Annotated in this window: 18 protein-coding genes; 11 read left to right on the top strand and 7 right to left on the bottom strand. The window is 68.7% G+C overall.

From position 1 onward, the window contains the following. The first annotated feature begins 53 nt into the window (after positions 1-53). Genes ACFYRU_RS09090 through ACFYRU_RS09080 form a run of 3 tightly spaced genes read left to right on the top strand, consistent with a single transcriptional unit; the run spans position 54 to position 2,518 of the window. Positions 54-1,034: an NADP-dependent oxidoreductase gene (locus tag ACFYRU_RS09090; protein WP_387654980.1), complete on the top strand. Its 981-nt coding sequence runs from the start codon at positions 54-56 to the stop codon at positions 1,032-1,034. Positions 1,035-1,079: 45 nt separating this feature from the next. After that, entirely contained in the window at positions 1,080-1,658 is a 579-nt protein-coding gene (locus tag ACFYRU_RS09085; protein ID WP_387654978.1) for a TetR/AcrR family transcriptional regulator, read from the top strand. Continuing rightward, positions 1,655-2,518: an alpha/beta fold hydrolase gene (locus ACFYRU_RS09080; RefSeq protein WP_387654975.1), complete on the top strand. Its 864-nt coding sequence runs from the start codon at positions 1,655-1,657 to the stop codon at positions 2,516-2,518. The genes ACFYRU_RS09085 and ACFYRU_RS09080 overlap by 4 nt, the downstream gene beginning before the upstream one ends. Here ACFYRU_RS09080 and ACFYRU_RS09075 read toward each other — a convergent pair. The 3 genes from ACFYRU_RS09075 to ACFYRU_RS09065 form a co-directional block, all read right to left on the bottom strand. Then, positions 2,469-3,890, bottom strand: a complete 1,422-nt coding sequence (locus ACFYRU_RS09075) for an aromatic amino acid lyase (protein ID WP_387654972.1) — start codon at positions 3,888-3,890, stop codon at positions 2,469-2,471. The genes ACFYRU_RS09080 and ACFYRU_RS09075 overlap by 50 nt on opposite strands. Positions 3,891-4,025: 135 nt before the next feature. Next, complete coding sequence (locus tag ACFYRU_RS09070) at positions 4,026-4,271, bottom strand: type B 50S ribosomal protein L31 (RefSeq protein ID WP_141856056.1); 246 nt, start codon at positions 4,269-4,271, stop codon at positions 4,026-4,028. After that, complete coding sequence (locus ACFYRU_RS09065) at positions 4,268-5,320, bottom strand: GTP-binding protein (protein ID WP_387654967.1); 1,053 nt, start codon at positions 5,318-5,320, stop codon at positions 4,268-4,270. Before ACFYRU_RS09065 ends, ACFYRU_RS09070 begins: the two co-directional genes overlap by 4 nt. Positions 5,321-5,424: 104 nt before the next feature. Here ACFYRU_RS09065 and rpmG point away from each other — a divergent pair, with 104 nt between their 5' ends. After that, complete coding sequence (rpmG, locus tag ACFYRU_RS09060) at positions 5,425-5,592, top strand: 50S ribosomal protein L33 (RefSeq protein ID WP_387654964.1); 168 nt, start codon at positions 5,425-5,427, stop codon at positions 5,590-5,592. 129 nt (positions 5,593-5,721) lie between these two features. On the opposite strand, the gene ACFYRU_RS09055 is transcribed toward rpmG, so the two are convergent. Next, the gene (locus ACFYRU_RS09055; protein ID WP_387654961.1) at positions 5,722-6,867 is read right to left on the bottom strand and encodes an epoxide hydrolase family protein; all 1,146 of its coding nucleotides are present in this window, start codon (positions 6,865-6,867) and stop codon (positions 5,722-5,724) included. Between the two features lie 79 nt (positions 6,868-6,946). Between ACFYRU_RS09055 and ACFYRU_RS09050 the strand changes: the two genes are divergently transcribed. Further along, positions 6,947-7,546 (top strand): TetR/AcrR family transcriptional regulator, encoded by a 600-nt coding sequence (locus tag ACFYRU_RS09050; RefSeq protein ID WP_387654959.1) that lies wholly within the window; start codon positions 6,947-6,949, stop codon positions 7,544-7,546. 501 nt (positions 7,547-8,047) lie between these two features. On the opposite strand, the gene ACFYRU_RS09045 is transcribed toward ACFYRU_RS09050, so the two are convergent. From ACFYRU_RS09045 to ACFYRU_RS09035, 3 genes are read right to left on the bottom strand one after another with little or no spacing between them, the layout of a single operon-like run. Continuing rightward, on the bottom strand, positions 8,048-8,806 hold the full coding sequence (locus ACFYRU_RS09045; protein WP_387654956.1) for an IclR family transcriptional regulator: 759 nt from the start codon (positions 8,804-8,806) through the stop codon (positions 8,048-8,050). 16 nt (positions 8,807-8,822) lie between these two features. Then, positions 8,823-9,014, bottom strand: coding sequence for a hypothetical protein (locus ACFYRU_RS09040; RefSeq protein ID WP_387654954.1), 192 nt, complete (start codon positions 9,012-9,014; stop codon positions 8,823-8,825). Beyond that, the gene (locus ACFYRU_RS09035; protein ID WP_387654953.1) at positions 9,011-9,901 is read right to left on the bottom strand and encodes a GNAT family N-acetyltransferase; all 891 of its coding nucleotides are present in this window, start codon (positions 9,899-9,901) and stop codon (positions 9,011-9,013) included. Before ACFYRU_RS09035 ends, ACFYRU_RS09040 begins: the two co-directional genes overlap by 4 nt. 119 nt (positions 9,902-10,020) lie before the next feature. Between ACFYRU_RS09035 and hutH the strand changes: the two genes are divergently transcribed. The 6 genes from hutH (at position 10,021) to ACFYRU_RS09005 (ending at position 16,675) form a co-directional block, all read left to right on the top strand. After that, the gene (gene hutH, locus ACFYRU_RS09030) at positions 10,021-11,550 is read left to right on the top strand and encodes a histidine ammonia-lyase (RefSeq protein ID WP_387654950.1); all 1,530 of its coding nucleotides are present in this window, start codon (positions 10,021-10,023) and stop codon (positions 11,548-11,550) included. A gap of 15 nt (positions 11,551-11,565) precedes the next feature. Further along, on the top strand, positions 11,566-13,221 hold the full coding sequence (gene hutU, locus ACFYRU_RS09025) for a urocanate hydratase (RefSeq protein ID WP_387654948.1): 1,656 nt from the start codon (positions 11,566-11,568) through the stop codon (positions 13,219-13,221). Between the two features lie 147 nt (positions 13,222-13,368). Continuing rightward, positions 13,369-14,367, top strand: a complete 999-nt coding sequence (locus ACFYRU_RS09020) for an ABC transporter ATP-binding protein (RefSeq protein WP_387654945.1) — start codon at positions 13,369-13,371, stop codon at positions 14,365-14,367. Then, on the top strand, positions 14,364-15,020 hold the full coding sequence (locus ACFYRU_RS09015; RefSeq protein WP_387654942.1) for an ABC transporter permease: 657 nt from the start codon (positions 14,364-14,366) through the stop codon (positions 15,018-15,020). Before ACFYRU_RS09020 ends, ACFYRU_RS09015 begins: the two co-directional genes overlap by 4 nt. 1 nt (position 15,021) lies before the next feature. Then, the gene (locus ACFYRU_RS09010) at positions 15,022-15,672 is read left to right on the top strand and encodes an ABC transporter permease (protein ID WP_387654940.1); all 651 of its coding nucleotides are present in this window, start codon (positions 15,022-15,024) and stop codon (positions 15,670-15,672) included. A gap of 79 nt (positions 15,673-15,751) precedes the next feature. Continuing rightward, positions 15,752-16,675 carry an ABC transporter substrate-binding protein gene (locus tag ACFYRU_RS09005; RefSeq protein WP_387654938.1) on the top strand — a complete coding sequence of 308 codons (924 nt, stop codon included), beginning with the start codon at positions 15,752-15,754 and terminating at the stop codon, positions 16,673-16,675. Position 16,676 lies beyond the last annotated feature (1 nt).

Below are 16,676 nucleotides of genomic sequence, written 5' to 3'. Positions count from 1 at the left end.
CGCAACGCTAACTCTCTCGCGCGGTCAGTACCGGCTGATCTTCGATGGTGAACATGCGAGAGATCCACCTGACCGGACGTCCCGACGGAGTTCCGACCACCGAGCTGTTCACCTTCGTGGACGTGCCGCCGCTCGTGCCCGGGCCGGGCGAGGCGCTCGTCGAGAACTTGTGGCTGTCGGTCGATCCGTACATGCGCCAGGCGATGGACACCGACGAATGGTGGCCGCTGAACACCGCGGGCGAAGGCCGGGCACTCGGCCGGATCGTGCGGAGCCGCACGCCGGAGTACGCCGAGGGCGACATCGTGTTCCACACCCAGGGCTGGCGTACGCATGCCGTCGTGACGCCGGCGTCGTCGCGCCGGATCGACAGCGTGCCCGGCGTACCGCTGTCCGCTCACCTCGGCATCCTCGGCGGCACCGGTCTGAGCGCGTACGTCGGCCTGAAGCGCGTGCTGAACCTGCAGCCCGGCGAGACCCTCCTGGTGTCGGCGGCAGCCGGCGGGGTCGGTACGGCGGCCGCCCGGATCGCGAAACTGCTCGGCGCCGGGCGCGTGATCGGGACCACCGGGTCGGACGCCAAGGCCAAGCACCTGGTCGCCGAGGTCGGGTTCGACGCGGCAATCAACTATCGGGCGGGTGACCTCGCGGCTCAGTTGGCTGCGGAAGCGCCCGACGGCGTCGACGCGTACCTGGACAACGTCGGCGGTGAGCACCTGGCCGCGGCGATCGACGTACTCAGGCAGAACGGCCGGATCGCCTGGTGCGGCGCGGTCTCGACGTACAACCACCAGGCCGGCGTCGCGCCGCGGAACCTGTTCGACATCGTCGGCAAGGAGCTCCGGCTGGAAGGGTTCCTGGTCCGCAACAACCTCGACCTGCGACCGGAACTGATCGAGTTCCTGACGCCGCACCTCCGCTCCGGAGCGGTCGTCTCCGACGAGACCGTCGTCGACGGCCTCGACCGGATGCCCGAGGCGTTCCTGGCGATGCTGCGCGGCGAGAACCTGGGCAAGATGCTGATCCGGCTCTGAAATTGCGTGTTGCGCATAATTGCGTGATGCGCACATACTGGGTGTATGACCGGGCTTCGGGAGCGGAAGAAGGTTGCGACGCGGCGGGCGATCGGGATCGCGGCGATGCGGCTGGCGATCGAGCGCGGGCTGGAGAACGTGCTGGTTGAGGACATCGCGGCAGCGGCCGGGGTGTCGCCGCGGACGTACAACAACTACTTCGCGAACAAGTGCGAGGCGATCTGCTCGCTGGCGGCCGACCGCGCCACCCGGACCGGCTGGGCGCTGCGCGAGCGCCCGGCCGACGAGCCGTTGTGGGACAGCATCAGGGCGAGCGTGCTCGCGGAGTACGAAGCGGGGGATCCGGATCCGGACTGGGTGTCCGGTGTCCGGCTGGTCACGAGTGCGCCGGGGCTGCAGGGGGAGTACCTCAAGGCCCGGAACGCGATGGAGCGCGAGCTGGCTGTCGCGATCGCCGCTCGCGTTGGCGACGGGCTGATGCCTGTCGTGGTGGCCGCGGCGGTCAACGCCGCGGCCGAACTGGCCGTCTCGCGGTGGCTCGATGCGGGCGGCGCGGAAACGATCCACACCTTCGTCGAGAACGCCTTGGACGAGCTCGAATCGATCATCGGGAGGCCGCAATGATGCTCGCCGTACCTGGCGCCGAGTTGTACTACGAGGCCGCGGGCACCGGCCCGGTTCTCCTTCTCATCCCGGGCGGGAACGGCGACGCGATGCCGTACGCCGGCCTCCTCCGCCTGCTCTCCGACAGCTACACCGTCGTCGCGTACAACCGCCGCGGCTTCACTGGGAGCCCGGTCGATGGTCCGATCGATCCCGCGACCCGGCTGGATGCCGACGCGGACGACGCGGTGGCGCTGATCGAGCACCTCGGCTCCGGGCCGGCGCACGTCTTCGGCAGCAGTTCCGGCGCGATCGTCGGGCTGCATCTGCTGACCCGGTCGCCGGATCAGGTCGCGACCCTGATCAGCCACGAGCCGCCGCTTGCCACGCTGCTTCCGGACGGCGACGAGTGGCTCGCGCTCCTGGACGAGTTGTACGACGTCTGGCGCGCGGACGGCCCTGCCGTCGCGATGCGGCGATTCGGTGAGCAGATGCTTGGGGTAACCAACGATGCGCCGTCCGATCGGCTCGCGGCGTTGCCGGCGGAGCAGCGGGTCGAGCTGATGCAGCGGATGAGCGCGAACCTGACGTTCTGGTTCGAGTACGAGTTCAAGACGTACCCGCGCTACGAGCCGGACCTGGCGGCGTTGGACAAGCTGAAGGACCGGCTGGTGCTTGCTGGCGGCAACGATTCGCGGGAGCTGTTCCCGTATCAGCCGAACACGGTCCTGGCCGCGCGGCTCGGGCTGGACGTCGTGGACTTCCCCGGTGACCACGTCGGGTACGCGGCGCACGCGGCCGAGTTCGCCGGGCAGCTGCGCGCCGTACTGGCTAACCGGCCTCCGCTGGGTGTTCGACCTGGCGATCGCCCCACTGCGTGAGCAGACCGCGGGCGATCTCCAGATCCTCCCGCAGCGAGCGGTCCGTCAGGTCGCCCGGCAGCGCCGTAAGCGCGTCGGCCAGCCACGGCCCGATCGCCGCGGGGGCGAGGTCGTCGGGGGTGAGGCCGGCCAGCCGGATCGCGCGTACGGCGGTGACGAGTTCGCAGGCGACCACTTCGCGGAGTGCGTCGAGGAGCTGCTTCGTCAGGGCGGCGGCCTGCGGGGCGAAGCTCGCATGTAGTTCGGCGCCGCGCGACAGGGTCGCCGTACCAAGGGTGGCGGGCTGGGCCGCGGCGCGGACTGCGGCAAGTGCGTCGTGGGCGACGTACTCGATCATCATCACGCCCGAGCTGGCCTCGGCGCCGCTGGCGAGGAAGCGGCTGAGGCCGGTGTAGTCCGGGTCGACGAGGTTCGCCACGCGGGTCGTGGAGAGGGTCGCGACGCTGTGCAGGCTGAGCCGGAGCGAGTCGAGTGCGAGCGCGATCGGCATCGCGTGCCAGTTGCCGTTGTGCAGTACGGTGTCGCCGGCCACGAGCGGGTTCTCGGCGGCGGCGTTGATGTCGATCCGTACGCTGTTGCCCAGGGCATCGGAGTGGTCGACGGCCGGTCCGAGTACCTGCGCGAAAGCCCTTAGCCCGAAGGGGTCCTGGACGCGGACCGGTTTCAACGGGAGGCCGTCGAGCAGTTCGCGCATCCGCCGGGCGACCCGTAGTTGCCCGGGTTGCGGGCGGGCCTCGTGGACGCGTACGTCGTACACCTCGGCGTTGCCGCGCAGCGCGACATGCGTCAGCGCGCCGACCAGCGGTACGACGTTGATCAACGTGGATGCCTCGACGTACGCGAGGCAGCACTCGGCCAGCGTGAACGCGTTGCTGGACAGCAGCGGGAGGGCGCTGGTGCCGTCGATGACGTCGCCGAGCGCGAGCCCGAGTTCGGCCAGCGGGCCGAGGTCGCCGGTACCGATCGCGCCGCCGCGGTGCAGGTCCGGGAGGTCGTCGTCGTTGAGCAGGCCGACGATCGCGTCGGCGACCGCGGGTTCGAGCCCGGAGCCGCCGGCCGCGAGCTGGTTCACCCGGATCAGCAGGCCGAGCCGGACGACGTCCTTCGGGTACGAGGTCGTACCGGTCGTCGAGTGCGACGCGAGCAGCCGGGCGCCGTGCTCCGGGTCGGAGGTCAGCACGTCGCGGTTCGCGCCGACGCCGGTGGTCCGCCCGTACACGGCCCGCCGCCCCGCGACCTCGGCGACCACCCGCGCCGATTCGTGCATCCGCTTCCGCGCGTCGTCACTCAGGCGCACCGCCGTACGCCGCTGTCCCAACGCCACAGCCTCCAGCGGCGCCAACCCAGCCCCGCCGAGCTCGACCGGTTCCATCCCCACAGTGTGAAACCCCGGGCGCCCCGGACGTAACTGCCGCGCTGACGCCCCCGTCTCGAACCCGAGACGGATCTGCGCAACAAAACAGCCCGTCACCCTCGGTGGAGGTGACGGGCTGGTTGTCGGTGCTCGTTACTTCTGGCCGTAGCGCCGCTTGAACTTCTCCACCCGGCCCTGGGTGTCCATCACGCGCTGCTGGCCCGTGTAGAACGGGTGGCTCGCGGACGAGATCTCGACGTCGACGACGGGGTACGTGTTTCCGTCCGTCCAGACGACGGTCTCGTTGCTCTCGCGGGTCGAACCGGTGAGGAAGCTGAAGTCGCCGGACTTGTCCCGGAAGACGACCCGGCGGTAGTCGGGGTGAATGTCCTTCTTCATGCTGCAGTACTTCCTTCCAAGTAGGGGGCGAACGGATCGGTCAGTGGGTGGACCGCTTCATCCGCACGCAGGACACAACCATCGAGGCGCTCCTGTAATTCCCGGGCGTCCAGGCCGGGTCCCGTGAGCGACAGGTACGACGCGCGATCGCCGTACTCCGGGTGCCACTCCAGCGCCGAACGGGCCTGGTGCTGCTGCCCGACGGACGACCAGCGGTCCGCGGGGAGGTCGGCCAGCCACGGGCCGAGTACGCCGATCGCGATGTTCGACCCGAAGCTGTCCCAGCTCAGCCGGTTGCGGTGCTGCGTCGCGATCCACAACGTCCCGCGACCGCGGACCGTCCCGGCGACCAGGTCCTCGAGTGCGTCGTACAGCCGCTCCGGATGGAACGGTCGGCTGCTCTGCCAGACGTACGTCAACCCGTCGACAGGCGCCGCGATCGAGCCGGGTTCGATCGGGGCCGGAGCGGGTCGCCGTACGTCGAGGAGCCCGGCCGGGCTGGTCGTGATCAGCAGGTCCGGGTTGATCGCCTGGACCAGGTTGCGGATGCCGGCGGTACTGAGAACGGCCACGTTCGCTTGTTCGAGTTGGCGTACGACGACCTCGGCGACGGCCCGTCCGTCCTCGGCGGCGGTCGGGATGCCGCGATCTCGGAGCAGGTCCTCATGTTCTTCGAGAGCGGTGAGCGTGGTGACGACCGTTCGCAGGTGGAGGTCGGCGTGCTGGGTGATCTCGGTCGCGATCGCCTGGGTGTCGCCGGCGGCGGGGACGTCGACGATCGCGATGCCGTACCGCTCGACGGCCGCGATGCTCGCCAGCAGTTCGACGAGCGACCCGCGCAACGCACAGGAGACGCACGGGTGGGCGAGCGTGATCACCTCACGGTCGATCACTCCGGTGGCGGTCCGGGCGGTACGGACGACGGCGCTCAGGTCGCGTACGTCGTACTCCACCAGGACGCCGGTGGCGCCGGCTTCGGCCATGAGATTGCCCGCGACGGCGCCCCGGTACCCGTCGTCGAGCCCCGTCACCAAGGTCACCGGCAGCATCGACTCTCCTCGTCTTATTGAAAACGATAACCAATACAAAGTACCCTGCCGGACGGAATGTCCGCCACCCGGCCGGCGTTCTGTCTGGTGAAAGAAAGGACAGCATGGCCAAGCGCAACGACCTCCGCCCGATCGTCAAACTCCGCAGCACGGCGGGCACCGGCTACACCTATGTAACCCGCAAGAACCGCCGGAACAATCCCGACCGCCTCGTCATCCGCAAGTACGACCCGGCTCTCCGCGTCCACGTCGACTTCCGCGAAGAGCGCTGACCCCGCGCCGCGGTCTGCCCACCGCTTCGGCTGTCGGGTTGTTTCACCACTGGCTGGTTACAACGCGCCATCGGTCCAACAACCCGCCAGCGGGCCGCCAGTGCCGCCGGTGCCGCCGGTGAGGCTTGGTCAGGCGCGGAGGGTGCGTAGGCCGGTGCGGATCTCGTTGATCAGGATCTCGGGTTGCTCCAGGGCCGCGAAGTGGCCGCCCTTGTCGGCCTCGCTGTAGTGGATTAGGTTGCTGTAGGTGTCTTCGATCCAGCTGCGGGGTAGGCGAGGGATGTCCTTCGGGAAGACCGTCACCGCGACCGGGAGCGTCAGCTTCGGGCCGGCGAGAGTGGCGGACTTGTTCTCCCAGTAGATGCGGCCGGACGACGCTGCGCTGTTGGTGAACCAGTACAGGGAGATCGCGTCGAGCATGTCGTCCGTGCTGAGGGTGTCCTCGGCGAGCCCGTGGTTGTCGGTCTTGGACTGGAACTTCTCGTAGATCCAGGCCGCCTGGCCCGCGGGGGAGTCCGCCAGGGCGAATCCGACAGTCTCCGGCTTCGTGCGCTGAAGGTGGTTGGAGCCGCCGAGCTCGCCGGTGTAGAGCGCGAGGGTCTCCACGGCGTGCCGCTGTTCGGGTGACAAGGTGTCGGGTATCTGGGCCGGGAAGGCGTACTGGGTGTTCAGGTGTATTCCGAGAAGCCCTTCAGGCTGCATGGCTCCGAGGGCGCTCGTGACGACGGCGCCCCAGTCGCCGCCTTGCGCGGCCCAGTTCGTGTAGCCGAGGCGCCTCATCAGCTCCACCCACGCGCTTGCGATGCGCGATACGGTCCACCCGGTCTTTGTCGGCTTCTGTGAGAAGCCGAAACCGGGGAGCGACGGGATGACGACGTCGAACGAATCGGCGGGGTCCCCGCCGAACGACGCCGGATCGGTGAGCGGGCCGATCAGCTTCAGGAACTCGACGATCGAGCCCGGCCATCCGTGCGTGAGGATCAGCGGCATCGCGTCGGGATTCTTGGACCTGACGTGGATGAAGTGGATGTCGAGCCCGTCGATCTCGGTCAGGAACTGGGGGAAGCGGTTGAGCTCGGCCTCGAAGCGCCGCCAGTCGTAGTCGCGCTCCCAGTACTCGATCAGTGATCTGGCGTTCTGTACGCGAACCCCTTGCGACCAGTCGTCCACCGTCTCCGGATCGGGCCATCGAGTTCTGGCGAGGCGCTGCTTCAGATCGTCGATCTCCGAGTCCGGGATCGCGACTGTGAATGGGCGGACGAGGGGTGCGGTCATTTGCGTCTCCTGCGCTTCGGCTCGTTGCACACTACTGTGCAGTCTAATTCGTTGCACACGGATGTGCAATGATGGTCCGGTGCCCACCGAGTCCACCCGCGCGCGCCTGATGCAGGAGACGCGCGACCGCATCCTCGACGTCGCCCTCGAGGTACTGGGAGAGAACCCCGACGCCGGAATGGGCGAGATCGCCACCGCGGCCGCCGTCGTCCGCCGTACGGTCTACGGCCACTTCCCGTCGCGCCTGGACCTGATCCGGACCCTCACGGAACGCGCCGTCACCGAGATGACGGCCGTACTCACCGAGGTCACCGCCTCCGACGCCGAAGCGGATGCGGCCTGGGCCGAGTTCATCGCCCGCGTCTGGCCGGTGACACACCGATACCGGGTGCTGTTGGCGCTACGCCGCGGCGAGTACGGCGAAGCGATCCACAGCCTCCTCGGCCCAGTCGACGACCTCCTCGCCGACCTCGTCGCACGAGGCCAGCACACCGAGGTCTTCGCGCGGCACCTACCCCCGGACGTCCTCAGCCAGCTCGCCTACACCGTCCTCTTCGCCATCGCCGACAACGCCCGCTCCGACAAGACCCTCAACACCCGGGCTGCAACAATCACAACCCTCCTCCTACTAGGAGTCCCCCAACCCCAAGCAACCACCCTCACCGACAACCAGCCGTAGTCCGAGAACCTGCGACCGCGCTTCGTTTCTCGGTCAGGCAGGCGCCGACGCCCGGCGTCAGCCGGAAACAGCCGGCGTCACCTGGAACTCCCCGGCGTCAGCCGGGCGCACCCCGGCGTCAGCCGGGCGCACCCCGGCGTCGGCCAACGACTCCCTGGCGGCAGCCGAAAGTAGCCGGTGTCAGCCGGAAGACCCCGGCATCAGTAGGCGGGCCCGGCATGAGCCGACTGGCCCTGGCGTGCACCCGGCAGGCCCCGGCGTCAGCCGGAAAGCACGGCGTCAGCCGGAACTCCCCGCGGCAGCTGGGGCACACCCGGGTTCGGCCGGAAAGCTCGGCGGCAGCCGACAACTCCCCCGGCGGTAGCCGGAACATCCCGGCGCCAGCCGGAGATGTCTCGGCGCCAGCCGGAAGCTCATGCACCGCGTTAAGCGGGGGCTGTTCTCCAGTACCTCCCCTGTCAGCTCTTCCAGTCCCGCCCAGTACCTCCCGTGTCAGTTCTTCTAGCCGTGGAGGCGGCGGGTTAGGGCTTTGGCGGCTTGGCGGATTTTGTGGGCCAGGTGGGGGCGGTCGGGGGGTGGGACGGTGTCGGTGCGGAAGGTGACGCTGATGGCTGCGACCGGGTGGCCGCCGTGGTCGACGGCGGCGCTGGCTACCGATGCCATGCCGGGGGTGATGAAGGAGTCCTCGACCGCGAACCCTTGGCGTTTTTCGTCGGCGAGGATGCGGCGGAGTTGGCTGAGGGACTGCGGGCCGTGGTCGGTTCGGCGTACGAAGGTCTCCGCGGACGGGAACAACGCGCGGACCTGCGCGGGTGGTAGTTCGGCCAGCAGCGCCCGTCCGGAGGCGGTGAGCGTTGCGGGCAGACGTACGCCGACGTCCGTCACCAGCGTCACCGGCCGCGGCGGCTGTTCCTTCAGCAGGTAAACGAGTTCCCGCCCGTGCAGCACACCGAGATGCGCGGTCTGACCCACCTCATGGACTAGCTGTACGAGCAACGGCCTCGCCAACCGCTCCAGCGGATCGTGCCGCAGATAGGCCGACCCGATCTCGAACGCAGCAACCCCGAGCCCGTACCGCTTCTCCTCCGGAAGATGTACGACGAACCCTTCGTCGATCATTGCCCGCAGCAAGTGGTACGTCGACGAGCGTGGCAACCCGACCGCGGACGCGATGCGCTCCATCGGTACCGGACCGGGCTGGGTGGCCAGGAACGTGAGAACCCGCAGGGTACGGGTCGAGGCGGGAACGTTGCCGCTCACAACCGCAGCGTAACCCTCAGACGCCGGTGGAATCGCGCTTCTTCGCCCGGCTGCGCCGGATCCAGAACCGGAAGCCCTCGCCGGCCACGGCGAGCGCGAACAACCCGCCCGCGACCCCCCAGTCCATGAGCTCCGGCCCGGACACCGCCAACCCGACGCCGACCGACAGCACGAGGAAGAACGTCAGCGAGACAGCGAGCCGTTTCACAGCACCTTCTCCGCGGTCCACGCGCCGGACTTCTCCTGGTACCCGAGCCACCGGTTCACCGCGAGCATCGGCTCGTTGGCCGCGTCGTTCCCGGTCGAGGCGACGGTGAACCCGGCGTCCCGCGACCGTGCGAGCGCCGCCGACTTCGCCACCTTCGCGAGCCCGCGCCCGCGCGCGGACGGGATCGTCCCGGTCAGGTTCGACCAGATCACCCCACGGTCCGGGTCCGCGGTCGTGGTCACGAACGACAGCACCTGGTCGCCGTCGAGTACGGCGATGCTCAGGTCGTACCGCATGTCCGGGTTCGCCCACTGTGTCTGGACCCACTCCTCGTACGCCGGTCCGCCCGAGAACCCGCTCGGGTCGTCGTCGCGCACCTGGACCTCGGCGTCGAACACCTGCCGCGGCGAGAGCTCCTCGTACGTCGCCAGCCGCAGCCCGTCCGGTACCGGGAGCGGCTCCGGGACCGCGGTCAGGTCGGCCGCGGAATGCGTCATCCGCCGCCCGACCGTGAACCCGTACTTCTCCGCGAACCCCGTCGAGTCATCGGCCACCGCGACCAGCAACCGCCCGGCCCCGAGCTCCCGCGCACGCCCCTCGAGCGCCGAAAGCAACGCACTCCCGATCCCACGCCCGCGATCCGCGGGCGGTACCTGGACAGTGATCCGCACCCGCGGCGCCGAGGCGTCCGCCGGCGGCAGGTAGAGATTCGTGTACCCGACCACGTCCGCACCGTCGACGGCGATCACCACCTCCTGCGAACGCCCGAGCCGGAGCTGCTGCTCGATCGCCCGCGCCGTCTTCACCAGATACGGCATCGTCGCGGCCCAGACCTGGGCGACCCCGACCGCATCCTCCGGCCGTGCCGTCCGGATCTCGAACACCATGGCAGCACCTTACGGCTACCGAGGGTCGCCACCCTTGTCTCAGATTCGAGACGAAAAGTGGTACGCCGCTGCTGTCCGCAGCCAATCCCACGCGGTGCAATGTTCGAGTGGAACACACGGTGAAGGTAGGAGTCGGCCCGCTCACCCCGGCCCAGGTGGTCGCGGTGGCGCGGTACGGCGCCCAGGTACGGATCGACGACCAGGCCCTCGAGGAGATCGCGAAGTCGCGCGCCGCGATCGAGGCGCTGGCCCACGCGGACACCCCGCACTACGGCGTCTCGACCGGGTTCGGCGCACTCGCCACCCGGCACATCGCGCCGGAGCTCCGGGCACAGCTGCAACGCAGCCTGATCCGCTCGCACGCGGCCGGCTCCGGCCCCGAGGTGGAGCCCGAGGTCGTCCGTGCGCTCGCCCTGCTCAGACTGTCCACGCTCGCCACCGGCCGCACCGGTGTGAAGGTCGAGACGGCCCAGGCGTACGCCGGTCTGCTGAACGCGCACCTGACTCCGGTCGTGCACGAGTACGGCAGCCTCGGCTGCTCGGGCGACCTGGCGCCGCTGTCCCACGTCGCGCTGGCGATCCTCGGCGAGGGCAAGGTCCGTGATGCCGACGGCAACCTTCTCGACGCCGGCGAAGCGCTCCGGAAGCACAACCTGACCCCGGTCGTACTCGCGGAGAAGGAAGGCCTCGCGCTGATCAACGGGACCGACGGCATGCTCGGCATGCTGGTCCTGGCGCTCGCCGACCTCGACCGTTTGTTCAAGACCGCCGACCTGGCCGCCGCGATGAGCGTCGAGGCCCAGCTCGGCACCGACCGCGTCTTCGCCGCGGACCTGCAGGCCCTGCGCCCACAGCCTGGTCAGGCAAAGGCCGCGGCCAACCTGCGCACGCTTCTGAAGGACAGTGCGATCGTCGCCAGCCACCGCGGCCCGGACTGCAACCGCGTGCAGGACGCGTACTCGCTCCGCTGCTCGCCCCAGGTCCACGGCGCCGCCCGCGACACCGCCGCGCACGCCAAGAACGTTGCCGGCTACGAACTCCAAGCCGCGATCGACAACCCGGTAGTACTGCCGGACGGCCGCGTCGAGTCCAACGGCAACTTCCACGGCGCGCCGGTCGGGTACGTACTCGACTTCCTCGCGATCGCCGTCGCGGATCTGGCCAGCATCAGCGAACGCCGTACCGACCGTTTCCTCGACGTGGCGCGCAACCACGGCCTGAACGCCTTCCTCGCCGACGATCCGGGTGTCGACAGCGGTCACATGATCGCGCAGTACACGCAGGCCGCGATCGTGTCCGAGCTGAAGCGGCTCGCCGTACCGGCATCCGTCGACTCGATCCCGAGCAGTGCGATGCAGGAGGACCACGTCTCGATGGGCTGGTCCGCGGCACGCAAGCTGCGCAAGGCCGTCGACGGTCTGCAGCGGGTCCTGGCGATCGAGATCCTCACCGCCGCGCGGGCGCTCGACCTGCGCGCACCGCTCACGCCGGCCCCGGCGACGGCCGCCGCACAGGCCGTACTGCGGCAGTACGTCGAAGGCCCGGCCACCGACCGGTTCCTCGCCCCCGAACTCGAGCACTCCGTCCAACTCGTTGCCAATGGCACCTACATCGAAGCCGTCGAGGCCGTCACCGGCCCGCTGAACTGAAAGGCTGGATCACCCATGTCCGGACCACGTCCTGTCCGCGCGCCCCGCGGTACCACGCTCACCGCCCGCGGCTGGCAGCAGGAGGCCGCGCTGCGGATGCTGCAGAACAACCTCGACCCGGAGGTCGCGGAGCACCCCGACGAACTCGTCGTGTACGGCGGTTCCGGTAAGGCCGCCCGGGACTGGAACTCGTTCGACGCGATGGTCCGGACGCTGACCACGCTGAAGGACGACGAGACCATGCTCGTCCAGTCCGGCCGCCCGGTCGGCGTGATGCAGACGCACGAGTGGGCACCGCGAGTGCTGATCGCCAACTCGAACCTGGTCGGCGACTGGGCCACCTGGGAAGAGTTCCGCAAGCTCGAGGCGATGGGCCTCACGATGTACGGCCAGATGACGGCCGGGTCGTGGATCTACATCGGCACCCAGGGCATCCTGCAGGGTACGTACGAGACGTTCGGCGCGGTAGCGGAGAAGAAGTTCGGCGGCACCCTCGCCGGCACGATCACACTGACCGCAGGCCTCGGCGGCATGGGTGGTGCGCAGCCGCTGGCCGTGACGATGAACGACGGCGTCGCGATCTGTATCGACGTCGACGAGTCCCGGATCCAGCGGCGCATCGAGCACCGGTACCTGGACGTACGGGCGTCGTCCGTCGACGAGGCGCTGCGGCTCGCGGAAGAGGCCAAGAAGGCGCGCAAGCCGTTGTCGATCGGTGTCCTCGGCAACGCCGCGACGATCGTTCCCGACCTGCTGAAGCGTGGTGCGCCGATCGACGTCGTGACCGACCAGACGTCGGCGCACGACCCGTTGATGTACCTGCCGATCGGCGTCGAGTTCGAGGACTGGACGACCGCCCGGGAGAAGGACCCGGCCGGGTTCACCGAGCGCGCGCAGGAGTCGATGGCCAAGCACGTGCAGGCGATGGTCGAGTTCCAGGACGCCGGCGCCGAGGTGTTCGACTACGGCAACTCGATCCGGGACGAGGCGCGCAAGGCCGGGTACGCCCGGGCGTTCGAGTTCCCCGGCTTCGTACCTGCGTACATCCGGCCGTTGTTCTGCGAAGGAAAGGGCCCGTTCCGGTGGGCCGCGCTGTCCGGCAACCCGGCCGACATCGCTCGCACCGACCAGGCGATTCTCGACCTGTTCCCCGACAACGAGCACCTGAGCCGCTGGATCAAGCTGGCCGGTGAGCGGGTCGCGTTCCAGGGCCTGCCGGCGCGGATCTGCTGGCTCGGCCAGGGCGAGCGGGACAAGGCCGGCGTACGGTTCAACGAGATGGTGGCCTCCGGTGAACTCGAGGCCCCGATCGTGATCGGTCGCGACCACCTGGACACCGGCAGCGTCGCCTCGCCGTACCGGGAGACCGAAGGCATGCTCGACGGCTCGGACGCGATCGCGGACTGGCCGTTGCTGAACGCGATGGTGAACGTGGCCAGCGGCGCGTCCTGGGTGTCGATCCACCACGGCGGCGGCGTCGGCATCGGCCGGTCCATCCACGCCGGCCAGGTATCGGTTGCCGACGGCACCGACCTGGCCCGGCAGAAGCTGGAACGCGTACTCACCAACGATCCGGCGATGGGTGTCATCCGGCACGTCGACGCCGGCTACGACAAGGCCGTCGAGGTCGCGGACGAGAAGGGTGTCAGGGTCCCGATGCGGGAGTCCTGACCACGGTCAGTATCTCTACCGATACAGTCCACATTCACCGCAGTTTCGACGGCACTTTCCACGGACCGAGAAACCGTCTGATCGCGTGGCTTCGGTCTCTCGGTCCGCTAGGGTCAATCGGGCGACCAACGAGCGCGAAGGGGCGCCATGATCGAGTTCGAGGACGTCACCAAGCAGTATCCGGACGGCACCGTCGCCGTCGACACCTTGTCCCTGCGGATCCCGAGCAACCAGATCACCGTGTTCGTCGGGCCGTCCGGCTGCGGCAAGACCACGTCGCTGCGGATGATCAACCGGACGATCGAGCGGTCCAGCGGGACGATCTCGATCGACGGCGCGGACATCAACTCGCAGGACGCGGTCACGCTGCGGCGGGGGATCGGGTACGTGATCCAGAACGCTGGGCTGTTCCCGCACAAGACCGTGGTGGACAACATCGCGACTGTGCCGAAGCTGCTCGGCTGGGACAAACGTAAGGCCCGCACGACGGCGATGGAGCTGCTGGAACGCGTCGGCCTGGACCCGAAGATGGCCGAGCGGTACCCGGCCCAGCTGTCCGGTGGCCAGCAGCAACGAGTCGGCGTCGCGCGTGCCCTCGCGGCCGATCCGGCGATCATGCTGATGGACGAGCCGTTCAGCGCGGTCGACCCGATCGTCCGGCACCAGCTGCAGGAGGAGCTGCTCCGGCTGCAGCGCGACATCGGCAAGACGATCGTGTTCGTCACGCACGACATCGACGAGGCGATCAAGCTCGGTGACAACGTCGCCGTCCTGCAGGTCGGCGGCAAGCTGGCCCAGTTCGCCCCGCCGGCCGAACTGCTCGCGAACCCGGCCGACGACTTCGTCCGCGGCTTCGTCGGACAGGACCGCGGTTACCGCGCCCTGACGTTCATCTACACCGATCAGCTCACCGTGCAGCCGTTGCCGGACGACCTCGCGCTGAACGACGGCGTACCGGTCGGCTGGCGGAACGGGTCCGAGGAGATCGAGCCGGTCGGCGCGGTCTTCAAGCGCGGCGATTCCCTCCGCGCGGCGCTGGACGCCGTACTGACGTCCCCGAACGGATTGGGCGTCGTCGTCGACGACGAAGGCCGCGCGGTCGGCGTCGTCGACCAAGGTTCCGTAGCTGAGGCGCTCCGCTCATGACGTGGATCGGCGACAACCTCGGCCTGATTTGGGAACAGTTGCGCGAGCACCTCTACCTGGCGATCGTCCCCGTGATCCTGGGGTTGATCATCTCGATTCCTCTCGGGTACGTCGCGACGCGCTACTCGTGGCTGGCGAATCCGCTGATCGCGTTCGGCGGGCTGCTGTACTCGCTGCCGTCGATCGCGCTGTTCATCGTGCTGCCCGCGCTGCTCGGGACCAAGGTGCTGTCCACGGTGAACATCATCGTGGCGCTGACCATCTACACGGTGTCGCTGCTGATCCGGAATGTGATCGACGGGCTCCGCTCCGTACCACCTGACGTCCGGCAGTCCGCGATCGCCGTCGGGTACGGGGCTCTACACCGGCTGGTCGCGGTGGACCTGCCGATCGCCGTACCGGTCATCTTCACCGGGCTCCGCGTCGTCACCGTCGCGAACATCTCGATGGTGAGCGTCGGCGCGGTGATCGGCATCGGCGGCCTCGGCGAGCTGTTCACGCTCGGCTTCCAGAAGGACTTCCTCACGCCCGTCGTCGTCGGTGTGGTGCTGTCGCTGGCGCTCGCGCTGCTCGCGGACCTCGTACTGGTGACCCTGCAACGGGCGCTCACTCCGTGGGCGCGGGTCGCACGGCCTGTGGCGGAGGTGGCGTGACATGTGGCAGTACTTGACCGACTCGTACAACTGGTCCGGTAACGAAGGCATCTGGGCCCGGATCCTCGAGCACCTCTGGTACACGTTTGCCGCGCTCGGCCTGTCCGTCGTGATCGGGCTGCCGATCGGGTTGCGGATCGGGCACACCCGGCGCGGTGCGTTCCTCGCCATCAACGCCGGCAACGCGGCCCGGGCGCTGCCGAGCCTCGGGCTGCTGATGCTCGCGGTGCTCCTGACCAACCAGATCGGCTTCCTGCCGGTGCTGATCGCGCTGGTCGCGCTGGGCATCCCGCCGATCCTCGCGTCGACGTACGCCGGCATCTCGGGTGTCGATCCGGCGACGATCGACGCCGCCCGGGGGATGGGGATGACCGGACGCGAGATCCTGACCAAGGTGGAGATCCCGATCGCGATGCCGCTGATCATCTCCGGCGTCCGGAGCGCGACGCTGCAGATCGTGTCGACCGCGACGATCGCCGCGCTGGTGTCGCTCGGCGGCCTCGGGCGGTACGTGATCGACGGGCTGAAGCTGCGCGACTTCCCGCAGATGTTCACCGGTGCGCTGCTGGTGGCGCTGCTCGCGCTGCTGCTGGACGCCCTGTTCGCCCTGATCGGACGGCTCACCGTCTCGCCGGGACTGAAACTCGGCTGAACTGTCCGGGCTACCTGATGAACTTGAGAGACATCCATCGGCACCGGCCGGTGGCTGAACGAGAACACTGGAGGCTCTCGTGTTGAGATCCACGCTCATCCGTACTGCGATCGCCGGGGTGGCGGTGCTCGGCCTGGCCGGCTGTGGGGGTGGGGGCAACCAGCTCGGCAGCGACAACGCGGGGTCCTCGCCCGCACCGTCCAAGGTGACGAGCATCACCGTCGGGTCCGCCGACTTCTCCGAGAGCCAGCTGCTGGCGGAGATCTACGGCCAGGCGCTCGCCGCCAAGGGCATCGACGTGAAGAAGAAGCCGAACATCGGCAACCGCGAGACCTACATGGCCGCGATCAAGGACGGGTCCGTCGACCTGGTGCCGGAGTACACCGGCGCCTCGCTCGCGTACTTCGACAAGAACTCCACCGAGACCGACCCGCAGAAGGCGTACGACGCGCTGAAGAAGGCGCTGACGCCGGGTCTGGAGATCCTGGAGATGTCGCCGGCCACCGACGAGGACACCATCGTGGTGACCAAGGAGACCGCGGACAAGTACAGCCTGAAGTCGATCGGTGACCTGAAGGGCAAGAACCTGGTCGCCGGGGGCAGCTCCGAGTTCAAGGTCCGGACCGCCGGGCTGAAGGGCATGAAGGAGAAGTACGGCGTCGACTTCAAGGACTACAAGACGCTGGACGCGGGCGGTCCGCTGAGCATCAAGGCGCTGCAGGACAACACCATCCAGGTGACCGACCTGTTCACCACGCAGGCCGTGATCAAGGACAAGGGCTGGGTCCAGCTGGAGGACCCCGAGCACATCCTGCCGCCGAACAACATCGTTCCGCTGATCCGGACCGACCACAAGTCCGACGACGTCGTCGCCACGCTGAACGCGGTCGACGCCAAGCTGACCACCGACGCGCTGACCGACCTGGTCAAGCGAATCGACGTCGGCAAGGAGAGCGCCGACGCGGTCGCGAAGGACTGGCTGTCGAAGAACCCACTGTCCTGAG

The organism is Kribbella sp. NPDC004536 (genome assembly GCF_042873835.1).
GTDB lineage: Bacteria > Actinomycetota > Actinomycetes > Propionibacteriales > Kribbellaceae > Kribbella.
The sequence above is the reverse complement of the archived record's forward strand: the minus strand, read 5'-3'. Positions and strand labels throughout refer to the sequence as shown.

Bases quoted from the DNA above. Each gene is read 5' to 3' on its own strand.
- ACFYRU_RS09085 (WP_387654978.1), top strand. From the start codon at position 1,080: ATGACCGGGCTTCGGGAGCGGAAGAAGGTTGCGACGCGGCGGGCGATC.
- ACFYRU_RS09055 (WP_387654961.1), bottom strand. From the start codon at position 6,867: ATGACCGCACCCCTCGTCCGCCCATTCACAGTCGCGATCCCGGACTCG.
- ACFYRU_RS09015 (WP_387654942.1), top strand. From the start codon at position 14,364: ATGACGTGGATCGGCGACAACCTCGGCCTGATTTGGGAACAGTTGCGC.
- ACFYRU_RS09075 (WP_387654972.1), bottom strand. From the start codon at position 3,890: ATGGAACCGGTCGAGCTCGGCGGGGCTGGGTTGGCGCCGCTGGAGGCT.
- rpmG (WP_387654964.1), top strand. From the start codon at position 5,425: ATGGCCAAGCGCAACGACCTCCGCCCGATCGTCAAACTCCGCAGCACG.
- ACFYRU_RS09080 (WP_387654975.1), top strand. From the start codon at position 1,655: ATGATGCTCGCCGTACCTGGCGCCGAGTTGTACTACGAGGCCGCGGGC.
- ACFYRU_RS09090 (WP_387654980.1), top strand. From the start codon at position 54: ATGCGAGAGATCCACCTGACCGGACGTCCCGACGGAGTTCCGACCACC.
- ACFYRU_RS09070 (WP_141856056.1), bottom strand. From the start codon at position 4,271: ATGAAGAAGGACATTCACCCCGACTACCGCCGGGTCGTCTTCCGGGAC.
- ACFYRU_RS09065 (WP_387654967.1), bottom strand. From the start codon at position 5,320: ATGCTGCCGGTGACCTTGGTGACGGGGCTCGACGACGGGTACCGGGGC.
- ACFYRU_RS09010 (WP_387654940.1), top strand. From the start codon at position 15,022: ATGTGGCAGTACTTGACCGACTCGTACAACTGGTCCGGTAACGAAGGC.
- ACFYRU_RS09035 (WP_387654953.1), bottom strand. From the start codon at position 9,901: ATGGTGTTCGAGATCCGGACGGCACGGCCGGAGGATGCGGTCGGGGTC.
- hutU (WP_387654948.1), top strand. From the start codon at position 11,566: ATGTCCGGACCACGTCCTGTCCGCGCGCCCCGCGGTACCACGCTCACC.
- ACFYRU_RS09020 (WP_387654945.1), top strand. From the start codon at position 13,369: ATGATCGAGTTCGAGGACGTCACCAAGCAGTATCCGGACGGCACCGTC.